The following is a 12,281-nucleotide window of genomic DNA, read 5'->3' as shown; positions in this document are numbered from 1 at the left end:
CGATACGGCTGCTTGTTTCCGAACCTTAAAATCAATCAAACAAATCGCGCAGCTTGTCTAAAAACGATTTCTTGCGCGGCGTTTGGTTTTCCAAGCCCGTAGAAATCCGCTCAAATTCTTCCAAAAGCTCTTTTTGACGGTCGGTCAAATTGACAGGCGTTTCGACAACAATATGGCAGTACAAATCGCCGGTCGCGCTGCTGCGTAAAGATTTGACACCCTTACCTTTCACGCGCATCCTCCTGCCGGTTTGGGTTTCTTTGGGGACGGTGAGCTTGACTTTGCCGTCCAAGGTCGGCACTTCTAACTCCCCGCCCAAAGCAGCCGTGGCAAAACTAATCGGCAGTTCGCAATGCAAATCCAAACCATCGCGTTGGAAAATCTTATGCGCCCGAATGCGGACGGTTACATACAGGTCGCCGGCAGGCGCGCCGTGCATACCCGGCCCGCCTTCACCGCTCAAACGGATACGCTGCCCGTCATCGATACCGGCGGGAATATTGACTTCCACCGTCTTGACCGCCTTATTCCGCCCCACGCCACGGCATTTGACGCAAGGTTCTTTAATATGTTTGCCCGCACCGCGGCAGGTCGGACAAGTCTGCTGCATACGGAAAATCGCCTGCTGGATGTGCACCGTACCCGAACCTTTGCAAGTCGGGCAGGTTTCCGGGGATGCCCCCGGTTTCGCGCCGCTGCCGTTGCAGACATCACACGCTTCATAAGTCGGAATATTGATGCGTTTCTTCACACCTTTTGCGGCTTCTTCAAGCGTGATTTCGATACCGACCTGCACGTCCTCACCCTGATAATCAGGCTGGGCGCGCCCCGAACCACCTCCAAACATTTGGCTGAAAATATCCCCAAAGTCAAAACCCTGCGCACCGCCAAATCCGCCAAACCCTCCGAAGCCCCCCTGTCCGCCGCCTTCAAACGCCGCATGACCATACTGGTCGTACATGGCACGCTTTTCCTTGTCGGACAAAGTTTCATACGCCTTTTGTACTTCTTTAAACTTCTCTTCCGCCTCTTTATTGTCAGGATTGCGGTCGGGATGGTATTTCATCGCCAATTTACGGTAGGCTTTTTTAATCTCATCATCGGTAGCTGCTCTTGCCACACCCAGCGTCGCATAAAAATCTTGATTACTCATTTTTTCATCTAAAAATAAAATCACGGCTTAAAATGAGGGCAATTGCGCAAAACACAAGACAAACAGACTGAGACCTTTGCAAAATTCCCCTAAAATCCCCTAAATTCCCACCAAGGCATTTAGGGGATTTCCCATGAGCACCTTCTTCCGGCAAACCGCCCAAGCCATGACTGCCAAACACATCGGCCGCTTCCCGCTATTGGAGTTGGACCAGGTGATTGATTGGCAGCCGATCGAACAATACCTGAACCGTCAAAAAACCCGTTACCTCCGAGACCGCCGCGGCCGTCCCGCCCATCCCCTGTCGTCCATGTTCAAAGCCGTCCTGCCCGGACAATGGCACAGCCTCTCCGATCCCGAACTCGAACACAGCCTCATCACCCGCATCGGTTTCAACCTGTTTTGCCGTTTTGACGGACCGGGCATCCCCGGTTGCAGCACCTTATGCCGCTACCGTAAATTCCGCTATGCGCGGGCAGCCTATTTCGGGCTGCTCAAAGTGGGTGCGCAAAGCCACCTGAAGGCGATGTGTTTGAACCTGTTGAAAGCCGCCAACAGGCTAAGTGCGCCCGCTGCCGCCTAAAAGGCGGCCCGGATGCCTGATTATCGGGTATCCGGGGAGGATTAAGGGGATATTCGGGTAAAATTAGGAGGTATTTGGGGCGAAAACAGCTGAAAACCTGTGTTTGGGTTTCGGCTGTCGAAGGAAGGGCTTTTTTGCAAAGGTCTCAGAATGCCACAGCTTACAAACTGAAACGGAATACACTTTTCAGATATGCACGACACAAAAACTTAGATAGGTATAAAACCAACCGCCATTAAGTGTTTTTGTTATAAAAACGCTGCCCGAACGCATGTTCAGACGGCATTTCCTTTGCATCGATTCATTCCCCGATATAGCGCAGGTCTTTCTCCAGCCATTTCCCTTCCAAACAAAGAACAAAAAAGCGCCGGCGGCAGCCGATGCCCCTTCCTTTACAGGTTCCCCTATTTTTTAACCGCAGGCAGCACCGGTTTGGCGGGGCCTTTTGGTGCGGGCGCGCCGACGGAAGCCTGGTCTTTCAGCTTCGCCAGCACCGCCGGACCGATGCCCTTCACCTTGATCAAATCGTCCACAGACTTGAACGCGCCGTTTTGCGCGCGGTATTCCGCAATGGCCTTCGCCTTCGCCGGGCCTATGCCCGGCAGCGCCTCCAGCTCCTGCTGCGAAGCCGCATTGATGTTTACCGCCGCAAGGGAGAAGGCGCAGGAGAACAGCATACAGAACAATACAAACATTTTTTTCATGGTTTTTCCTTTAAGGGTTGCAAACAACAAACCGCATCTTGCGACGATATGGCGGATTAACAAAAACCGGTACGGCGTTGCCCCGCCCCGGCTCAAAGGGAACGGTTCCCTAAGGTGATGAAGCACCGGGCGAACCGGTTCCGTACTATCCGTACTGCCTGCGGCCCGCCGCCTTGTCCTGATTTTTGTTAATCCGCTATAAAACGGGTCATTCTAAAATGAATATCCCAAAGTTTCAAGCCGTTCCTCCGCAAACCCGACCGGACACCGTACAGATGCCGTCCCGCCATCCCCGACATTTTTTCCGGGCAAAGCAAAAACCCCCGGATATCCGGGGGTTTTCTGAAAGGGTGTTTGGCAGTGACCTACTTTCGCATGGAAGAACCACACTATCATCGGCGCTGAGTCGTTTCACGGTCCTGTTCGGGATGGGAAGGCGTGGGACCAACTCGCTATGGCCGCCAAACTTAAACTGTTGCAAATCGGTAAAGCCTTAATCAATATATTCGGTAATGACTGAATCAGTCAGTAAGCTTTTATCTCTTGAAGTCCTTCAAATGATAGAGTCAAGCCTCACGGGCAATTAGTATGGGTTAGCTTCACGCGTTACCGCGCTTCCACACCCCACCTATCAACGTCCTGGTCTCGAACGACCCTTTAGTGCGGTTAAACCGCAAGGGAAGTCTCATCTTCAGGCGAGTTTCGCGCTTAGATGCTTTCAGCGCTTATCTCTTCCGAACTTAGCTACCCGGCTATGCAACTGGCGTTACAACCGGTACACCAGAGGTTCGTCCACTCCGGTCCTCTCGTACTAGGAGCAGCCCCCGTCAAACTTCCAACGCCCACTGCAGATAGGGACCAAACTGTCTCACGACGTTTTAAACCCAGCTCACGTACCACTTTAAATGGCGAACAGCCATACCCTTGGGACCGACTACAGCCCCAGGATGTGATGAGCCGACATCGAGGTGCCAAACTCCGCCGTCGATATGAACTCTTGGGCGGAATCAGCCTGTTATCCCCGGAGTACCTTTTATCCGTTGAGCGATGGCCCTTCCATACAGAACCACCGGATCACTATGTCCTGCTTTCGCACCTGCCCGACTTGTCGGTCTCGCAGTTAAGCTACCTTTTGCCATTGCACTATCAGTCCGATTTCCGACCGGACCTAGGTAACCTTCGAACTCCTCCGTTACGCTTTGGGAGGAGACCGCCCCAGTCAAACTGCCTACCATGCACGGTCCCCGACCCGGATGACGGGTCTGGGTTAGAACCTCAAAGACACCAGGGTGGTATTTCAAGGACGACTCCACAGAGACTGGCGTCTCTGCTTCCAAGCCTCCCACCTATCCTACACAAGTGACTTCAAAGTCCAATGCAAAGCTACAGTAAAGGTTCACGGGGTCTTTCCGTCTAGCAGCGGGTAGATTGCATCTTCACAACCACTTCAACTTCGCTGAGTCTCGGGAGGAGACAGTGTGGCCATCGTTACGCCATTCGTGCGGGTCGGAACTTACCCGACAAGGAATTTCGCTACCTTAGGACCGTTATAGTTACGGCCGCCGTTTACCGGGGCTTCGATCCGATGCTTGCACATCTTCAATTAACCTTCCGGCACCGGGCAGGCGTCACACCCTATACGTCCACTTTCGTGTTGGCAGAGTGCTGTGTTTTTAATAAACAGTCGCAGCCACCTATTCTCTGCGACCCTCCGGGGCTTACGGAGCAAGTCCTTAACCTTAGAGGGCATACCTTCTCCCGAAGTTACGGTATCAATTTGCCGAGTTCCTTCTCCCGAGTTCTCTCAAGCGCCTTAGAATTCTCATCCTGCCCACCTGTGTCGGTTTGCGGTACGGTTCGATTCAAACTGAAGCTTAGTGGCTTTTCCTGGAAGCGTGGTATCGGTTGCTTCGTGTCCGTAGACACTCGTCATCACTTCTCGGTGTTAAGAAAACCCGGATTTGCCTAAGTCTTCCACCTACCGGCTTAAACAAGCTATTCCAACAGCTTGCCAACCTAACCTTCTCCGTCCCCACATCGCATTTGAATCAAGTACAGGAATATTAACCTGTTTCCCATCGACTACGCATTTCTGCCTCGCCTTAGGGGCCGACTTACCCTACGCCGATGAACGTTGCGTAGGAAACCTTGGGCTTTCGGCGAGCGGGCTTTTCACCCGCTTTATCGCTACTCATGTCAACATTCGCACTTCTGATACCTCCAGCACACTTTACAATGCACCTTCATCAGCCTACAGAACGCTCCCCTACCATGCCGGTAAACCGGCATCCGCAGCTTCGGTTATAGATTTGAGCCCCGTTACATCTTCCGCGCAGGACGACTCGACCAGTGAGCTATTACGCTTTCTTTAAATGATGGCTGCTTCTAAGCCAACATCCTGGCTGTCTGTGCCTTCCCACTTCGTTTACCACTTAATCTATCATTTGGGACCTTAGCCGGCGGTCTGGGTTGTTTCCCTCTTGACAACGGACGTTAGCACCCGCTGTCTGTCTCCCGAGGAACCACTTGATGGTATTCTGAGTTTGCCATGGGTTGGTAAGTTGCAATAACCCCCTAGCCATAACAGTGCTTTACCCCCATCAGTGTCTTGCTCGAGGCACTACCTAAATAGTTTTCGGGGAGAACCAGCTATCTCCGAGTTTGTTTAGCCTTTCACCCCTACCCACAGCTCATCCCCGCATTTTGCAACATGCGTGGGTTCGGTCCTCCAGTACCTGTTACGGCACCTTCAACCTGGCCATGGATAGATCACTCGGTTTCGGGTCTACACCCAGCAACTCATCGCCCTATTAAGACTCGGTTTCCCTACGCCTCCCCTATCCGGTTAAGCTCGCTACTGAATGTAAGTCGTTGACCCATTATACAAAAGGTACGCAGTCACACCACTAGGGCGCTCCCACTGTTTGTATGCATCAGGTTTCAGGTTCTGTTTCACTCCCCTCCCGGGGTTCTTTTCGCCTTTCCCTCACGGTACTGGTTCACTATCGGTCGATGATGAGTATTTAGCCTTGGAGGATGGTCCCCCCATATTCAGACAGGATTTCACGTGTCCCGCCCTACTTTTCGTACGCTTAGTACCGCTGTTGAGATTTCGAATACGGGACTGTCACCCGCTATGGTCAAGCTTCCCAGCTTGTTCTTCTATCTCGACAGTTATTACGTACAGGCTCCTCCGCGTTCGCTCGCCACTACTTGCGGAATCTCGGTTGATTTCTTTTCCTCCGGGTACTTAGATGGTTCAGTTCTCCGGGTTCGCTTCTCTAAGCCTATGTATTCAACTTAGGATACTGCACAGAATGCAGTGGGTTTCCCCATTCGGACATCGCGGAATCATAGCTTTATTGCCAGCTCCCCCGCGCTTTTCGCAGGCTTACACGTCCTTCGTCGCCTATCATCGCCAAGGCATCCGCCTGATGCACTTATTCACTTGACTCTATCATTTCAAGAACTTCTTTGACTTCGTTTACCTACCCGTTGACTAAGTAAGCAAACTTGAAATCCCTACTTTGATAAAGCTTACTGCTTTGTTGTGTCTTAATCCTGCCTTTTGTGTTTCAGGATTAAGTCGATACAATCATCACCCAAATACTATGTTTGTTTTCTTTTCTCTTGCGAGAGATTTTTTATCCTTTGCAAAGAATAAAAAATCAAAACAAACTCATTGTCTTTGTTTGTTGATTTCGGCTTTCCAATTTGTTAAAGATCGATGCGTCGTTATTCTACTTCGCAAATCAAAATAAGCTGCTAAAAACAGCAAACTTGCTTTCATTTGTAAAGTTTTGGTGGAGGCAAACGGGATCGAACCGATGACCCCCTGCTTGCAAAGCAGGTGCTCTACCAACTGAGCTATGCCCCCGTTCTTGGTGGGTCTGGGAGGACTTGAACCTCCGACCCCACGCTTATCAAGCGTGTGCTCTAACCAGCTGAGCTACAAACCCGGTTTCCCTTCTTAAGCGAACCTTGCCTTCACTCAAGCTTCTTCCGCATCTTTTCAGTTTACCGATAAGTGTGAATGCCTAAAGCCCCTTCTTTCTCTAGAAAGGAGGTGATCCAGCCGCAGGTTCCCCTACGGCTACCTTGTTACGACTTCACCCCAGTCATGAAGCATACCGTGGTAAGCGGGCTCCTTGCGGTTACCCTACCTACTTCTGGTATCCCCCACTCCCATGGTGTGACGGGCGGTGTGTACAAGACCCGGGAACGTATTCACCGCAGTATGCTGACCTGCGATTACTAGCGATTCCGACTTCATGCACTCGAGTTGCAGAGTGCAATCCGGACTACGATCGGTTTTGTGAGATTGGCTCCGCCTCGCGGCTTGGCTACCCTCTGTACCGACCATTGTATGACGTGTGAAGCCCTGGTCATAAGGGCCATGAGGACTTGACGTCATCCCCACCTTCCTCCGGCTTGTCACCGGCAGTCTCATTAGAGTGCCCAACCGAATGATGGCAACTAATGACAAGGGTTGCGCTCGTTGCGGGACTTAACCCAACATCTCACGACACGAGCTGACGACAGCCATGCAGCACCTGTGTTACGGCTCCCGAAGGCACTCCTCCGTCTCCGGAGGATTCCGCACATGTCAAAACCAGGTAAGGTTCTTCGCGTTGCATCGAATTAATCCACATCATCCACCGCTTGTGCAGGTCCCCGTCAATTCCTTTGAGTTTTAATCTTGCGACCGTACTCCCCAGGCGGTCAATTTCACGCGTTAGCTACGCTACCAAGCAATCAAGTTGCCCAACAGCTAATTGACATCGTTTAGGGCGTGGACTACCAGGGTATCTAATCCTGTTTGCTACCCACGCTTTCGGACATGAACGTCAGTGTTATCCCAGGAGGCTGCCTTCGCCATCGGTATTCCTCCACATCTCTACGCATTTCACTGCTACACGTGGAATTCCACCTCCCTCTGACACACTCGAGTCACCCAGTTCAGAACGCAGTTCCCGGGTTGAGCCCGGGGATTTCACATCCTGCTTAAGTAACCGTCTGCGCCCGCTTTACGCCCAGTAATTCCGATTAACGCTCGCACCCTACGTATTACCGCGGCTGCTGGCACGTAGTTAGCCGGTGCTTATTCTTCAGGTACCGTCATCGGCCGCCGATATTGGCAACGGCCTTTTCTTCCCTGACAAAAGTCCTTTACAACCCGAAGGCCTTCTTCAGACACGCGGCATGGCTGGATCAGGCTTGCGCCCATTGTCCAAAATTCCCCACTGCTGCCTCCCGTAGGAGTCTGGGCCGTGTCTCAGTCCCAGTGTGGCGGATCATCCTCTCAGACCCGCTACTGATCGTCGCCTTGGTGGGCCTTTACCCCGCCAACCAGCTAATCAGATATCGGCCGCTCGGATAGCGCAAGGCCCGAAGGTCCCCTGCTTTCCCTCTCAAGACGTATGCGGTATTAGCTGATCTTTCGATCAGTTATCCCCCGCTACCCGGTACGTTCCGATATGTTACTCACCCGTTCGCCACTCGCCACCCGAGAAGCAAGCTTCCCTGTGCTGCCGTCCGACTTGCATGTGTAAAGCATGCCGCCAGCGTTCAATCTGAGCCAGGATCAAACTCTTATGTTCAATCTCTAACTTTTTAACTTCTGGTCTGCTTCAAAGAAACCGACAGGACAATGTTCAAAACATCATCTCGTCTGTCTTTCAAACAGTGCGAGGCCCAAGGCACTCACACTTATCGGTAATCTGTTTTGTTAAAGAGCGTTGCGAAATTATAAAGTATCCCTTCCGCCTGTCTAAGATATCTCTCGATATTTCCGACATTCCGTGCTATACTTTTCAGTTCGTCCGCCGCTTCGGCAGCGGCGAAGAACCGAACTATACGCCCGCAGGGGAAAACAGTCAATACTTTCAGCGGGATTTTTTTTGGGGAAATTCGTCATGTCGCTGTCGGATAAGGTTTTTTATCTCCGCCAAACGCTGCGCCGCCTCCAACAACCCCCCTCTTCTCCTCCGGCTGATGCGCCTTTGTGAATATGCCGCCTGAAACTCGGGGCTTCAGACGGCATTTTGTTTGCCTCCATCAGTCGGCAAACTGTTTCTTCATCCTCTCTCGGCGTTCTTGGGCCTCAACGGATAAAGTGGCTGTCGGGCGTGCCAGCAGCCGCTTCAGACCGATAGGTTCTCCCGTATCGGCACAGAATCCATAGTCCCCTTCATCAATATTGCGGATGGTCGCCTGTATTTTACTGAGAAGTTTTCGTTCCCGATCCCGGGTACGGAGTTCCAATGCGTACTCTTCTTCCTGTGTGGCACGGTCGGCAGGATCGGGGGCTGATTCGTGTTCTTGGAGATGCCCTGTTGTAACGGAGGCGTTTTCGATGAGTTCGTCTTGCATTTTTACCAGCAATTCGCGGAAAAAAGCCAAATGGTCGTCATTCATATAATCGTCTTCCGGCCCAATCCAATTCAAAATATCTTGTTCTGTCAGCTTTACCATAATGTATGCCCTCTCGGTTCACCGCAAAAAAACAAAGCACTACAAAGTGGCTTTATTCCTTTGATTTTTATAAGGCTTATTGCCTAAGGCGTTTTTGAAAACGCGCATCATAACACGTTTTGGATTGGTTTTTTTTATTTTCTTTACATTATTGATATTGCCGTTCCATTTCCTGCGAACGGCACACACAGGCACAAACGCCCTCACTTATGGCTTCGGCGACACGATGCCGTCTGAAGGCTTCCACGGCTTCGTGGGTTGTCCCGCCTTTTGACGTTACATTTTTTTGAAGCTTCTCGAAATCTTCACCCGTCTGCTCGGCAAGGGCAACCGCTCCTTTAAACGTTGCCAGACTGAGCGCGCGTGCTTCTGCCATATCAAACCCTTGTCGGATGGCGGCATTTTGCAATGCGTCCAGCAGATAAAACACATAAGCCGGCCCGCTGCCGCTGATGCCGGTAATGCTGTGCATTTGCGCTTCATCTTCCAACCAAACGGTCAAACCGACTGATTTCATGATTCGATCGGCAATCCTGCGGTCTGTTTCCGATACTTCCGCTTCGGCATACATACCGGATACGCCCAGCCCGATTTTTCCGGGTGTATTCGGCATAACCCGGACAATGCGGCGGCTTCCCCCGAGGTAACGGCTGAGCGTACCGACCGACAATCCGGCTGCGACAGAAAGCACCAATGCACCGTTGGTGCGGATATTTTTGCACGCGGCTTCCATATCCTGCGGTTTGACGGCAAGGATTAAAACATCGTCGGAATGAAGCTCCGGCAGGGTTGCCGAAGTTTCGACCCCCAACTCTTTTCCCAAACGTTCGCGCTTTTCCGCACCACGGTTGGCTATATGGATGCGGCATCCCCCTTGTTTGACCAATCCGCCCGCAACGGCAGCCGCCATATTTCCGCCGCCGAGAAAATAAACATTCATTATTTCTACCCTATTCAAAATTACCTTACTAAATTCATTCCCAATTTTTTACCATCGGACGCGCTCGGACAGGCCGTTGCGCCGCAACCCCTGCTTTTCCAAACAGTCGAAACCTTCCTGTTTGAACCTCTCAACCAAAGGTTTGCCGTCACGCGTACGCCAATCCAACCCGCAGGCTTCAAACTTCCCTATTTTCCTATAAAAGTAAGATTTTTGCGCGGATTCATATTCGTTTGCCCTGACGGAACGATTGCCGTCTGAAAGCGGTATCTCGTAGTCCTCTAAAGACAGCGGACTCTCGCCGCCAATATCCCAAAAATCGATGGCGGCAGGTTTTCTCGGCTTACACCAGCCGGACAAGGACGAACACTCATACCACCCCGCCAGCCGGCAGCCTGCAACCATAAATGCAAACAACGCAGCCGTTGCCGTATATTTTATTACCCGAATTTCCATCAGCCCCTTTTCCCGAAAATCGCGCTGCCGATACGGACGTGTGTCGCACCGCACTCAATGGCGGCAGGCATATCGTCCGACATCCCCATAGACAGCACGTCCGCCTTAACGCCAGCCGCATTGAGGTCGGCAAGCAGCTTTTGCATGGTCTGAAACTGAGTTTTCAACTCCGTTTCACTGCTGTTGGCTTTGGCAACGCACATCAGTCCGCGCACGACAAGGTTGGGCAGCTTCGCCACTTCCACGGCAAGCGCGACCGCTTCTTCGGGCGCGACACCGTGTTTTGCCGCCTCGCCCGCAATGTTTACCTCGACACACACCTGCAAGGGCGGCATTAAGGAGCGACGCTGCCTGCTCAGCCGGACGGCGGTCTTCAGACGGCATACGGTATGCACCCAATGCGCGCGTTCGGCGACAAATTTGGTTTTGTTGGACTGCACATCTCCGATGACGTGCCACACGATGTCGGTCAAATCCGCCAATTCCTCCGTTTTGCCGTACCACTCCTGAATATAGTTCTCGCCGAAATCACGCTGTCCGGCAGCGTAAACTTCGCGGATGCCGTCTGAAGGGAAGGTCTTGCTGACGGCAATCAGGCTGACGGAATGCGGCTCCCTGCCCGCCTGCAGAACCAATTTTCCGATACGGTCGGACACCTCACGATAACGTTCTTGCAACACCGTCATAGATCATCCCCTAATTAAAAATGATTAAACAGTTGAAACCCCTCCAGTCAGGGCGGTATAATCAAGGTTGTTAGAATCATTCCAACCAATCGAAACATTATACTAAACAGAGCCGCATTATGCAGATTACCGACTTACTCGCCTTCGGCGCTAAAAACAAAGCATCCGACCTTCACCTGAGTTCGGGCATATCCCCTATGATTCGGGTTCACGGCGATATGCGGCGCATCAACCTTCCCGAAATGAGCGCGGAAGAGGTCGGCAATATGGTAACTTCGGTGATGAACGACCACCAGCGGAAAATCTACCAGCAAAACTTGGAAGTCGACTTCTCGTTCGAACTGCCCAACGTCGCCCGATTCCGCGTCAACGCCTTCAACACCGGCCGCGGCCCCGCCGCCGTATTCCGCACCATTCCCAGCACCGTCTTATCGCTGGAAGAATTGAAAGCCCCGAGCATTTTCCAAAAAATCGCAGAATCGCCGCGCGGCATGGTATTGGTTACCGGCCCTACCGGTTCGGGCAAATCGACCACGCTTGCCGCGATGATCAACTACATCAACGAAACCCAGCCGGCACACATCCTGACCATCGAAGACCCGATCGAATTCGTCCACCAAAGCAAAAAATCCCTGATTAACCAACGCGAGCTGCACCAGCACACCCTCAGCTTCGCCAACGCGCTGAGTTCCGCATTGCGCGAAGACCCCGACGTTATCCTTGTCGGAGAGATGCGCGACCCCGAAACCATCGGCTTGGCACTGACCGCCGCCGAAACCGGACACTTGGTTTTCGGCACGCTGCACACGACCGGCGCGGCAAAAACCGTCGACCGTATCGTGGACGTATTCCCCGCCGGAGAGAAAGAAATGGTGCGTTCCATGCTGTCCGAATCGCTGACCGCCGTCATCTCCCAAAACCTGCTGAAAACGCACGACGGCAACGGCCGTGTCGCCTCGCACGAAATCCTGATTGCCAACCCCGCCGTCCGCAACCTCATCCGCGAAAACAAAATCACGCAGATTAACTCCGTCCTGCAAACCGGGCAGGCGAGCGGTATGCAGACGATGGACCAATCGCTGCAATCGCTGGTGCGCCAAGGGCTGATCGCACCGGAAGCCGCACGCAGACGCGCGCAAAACAGCGAAAGTATGAGTTTCTGACACACAACCGCCTTCCGGCCATACCGGCGGGAAAACAAGGCGCAAACACGCCGGGCGGGACGCGGCATCCCGCCCGGCATACCCTTCCGAACAGGAAGCGTCCGCCTTCCTGTTGAAACCTG

The 12,281-nt window shown here is 52.5% G+C and carries 7 protein-coding genes, 2 tRNA genes, 3 rRNA genes and 2 pseudogenes; 2 read left to right on the top strand and 12 right to left on the bottom strand.

Annotated elements, in window-relative coordinates:
- Positions 1-31: 31 nt before the first annotated feature.
- On the bottom strand, positions 32-1,153 hold the full coding sequence (gene dnaJ, locus HT085_RS09960; protein ID WP_003690173.1) for a molecular chaperone DnaJ: 1,122 nt from the start codon (positions 1,151-1,153) through the stop codon (positions 32-34).
- Between the two features lie 133 nt (positions 1,154-1,286).
- Here dnaJ and HT085_RS09955 point away from each other — a divergent pair.
- Positions 1,287-1,616, top strand: a pseudogene (locus tag HT085_RS09955) (transposase); the annotation flags it as partial.
- Between the two features lie 524 nt (positions 1,617-2,140).
- Here HT085_RS09955 and HT085_RS09950 read toward each other — a convergent pair.
- From HT085_RS09950 to HT085_RS09905, 11 genes and pseudogenes are all read right to left on the bottom strand, one after another.
- Positions 2,141-2,536 (bottom strand): helix-hairpin-helix domain-containing protein, encoded by a 396-nt coding sequence (locus HT085_RS09950; RefSeq protein WP_003703428.1) that lies wholly within the window; start codon positions 2,534-2,536, stop codon positions 2,141-2,143.
- A gap of 104 nt (positions 2,537-2,640) precedes the next feature.
- Positions 2,641-2,757: pseudogene (locus HT085_RS11975) on the bottom strand (competence protein ComE); the annotation flags it as partial.
- Between the two features lie 35 nt (positions 2,758-2,792).
- Positions 2,793-2,906, bottom strand: a 5S ribosomal RNA gene (gene rrf, locus HT085_RS09945).
- A 96-nt stretch (positions 2,907-3,002) separates the two neighbouring features.
- Positions 3,003-5,894: ribosomal RNA gene (locus tag HT085_RS09940) — 23S ribosomal RNA — on the bottom strand.
- Positions 5,895-6,241: 347 nt separating this feature from the next.
- Positions 6,242-6,317 (bottom strand) — tRNA-Ala (locus HT085_RS09935).
- A 5-nt stretch (positions 6,318-6,322) separates the two neighbouring features.
- Positions 6,323-6,399, bottom strand: a tRNA-Ile gene (locus HT085_RS09930).
- Between the two features lie 100 nt (positions 6,400-6,499).
- Positions 6,500-8,040: ribosomal RNA gene (locus HT085_RS09925) — 16S ribosomal RNA — on the bottom strand.
- The 16S, 23S and 5S rRNA genes sit together here with 2 tRNA genes alongside, the layout of an rRNA operon.
- A gap of 457 nt (positions 8,041-8,497) precedes the next feature.
- Positions 8,498-8,914 carry an RNA polymerase-binding protein DksA gene (gene dksA / locus HT085_RS09920; RefSeq protein ID WP_003692108.1) on the bottom strand — a complete coding sequence of 139 codons (417 nt, stop codon included), beginning with the start codon at positions 8,912-8,914 and terminating at the stop codon, positions 8,498-8,500.
- Positions 8,915-9,062: 148 nt separating this feature from the next.
- On the bottom strand, positions 9,063-9,854 hold the full coding sequence (gene proC, locus HT085_RS09915; RefSeq protein WP_003692105.1) for a pyrroline-5-carboxylate reductase: 792 nt from the start codon (positions 9,852-9,854) through the stop codon (positions 9,063-9,065).
- Between the two features lie 48 nt (positions 9,855-9,902).
- A complete protein-coding gene (locus tag HT085_RS09910; RefSeq protein ID WP_003701818.1) occupies positions 9,903-10,310 on the bottom strand; it encodes a hypothetical protein in 408 nt (135 codons plus the stop codon).
- Entirely contained in the window at positions 10,310-10,996 is a 687-nt protein-coding gene (locus HT085_RS09905) for a YggS family pyridoxal phosphate-dependent enzyme (RefSeq protein ID WP_003690201.1), read from the bottom strand. Before HT085_RS09905 ends, HT085_RS09910 begins: the two co-directional genes overlap by 1 nt.
- Positions 10,997-11,115: 119 nt before the next feature.
- On the opposite strand from HT085_RS09905, the gene pilT reads away from it, so the two are divergent.
- Complete coding sequence (gene pilT, locus HT085_RS09900) at positions 11,116-12,159, top strand: type IV pilus twitching motility protein PilT (RefSeq protein ID WP_003690200.1); 1,044 nt, start codon at positions 11,116-11,118, stop codon at positions 12,157-12,159.
- The last annotated feature ends 122 nt before the right edge of the window (positions 12,160-12,281 follow it).

The organism is Neisseria gonorrhoeae, from assembly GCF_013030075.1.
Classification (GTDB): Bacteria; Pseudomonadota; Gammaproteobacteria; order Burkholderiales; family Neisseriaceae; genus Neisseria; species Neisseria gonorrhoeae.
The sequence above is the reverse complement of the archived record's forward strand: the minus strand, read 5'-3'. Positions and strand labels throughout refer to the sequence as shown.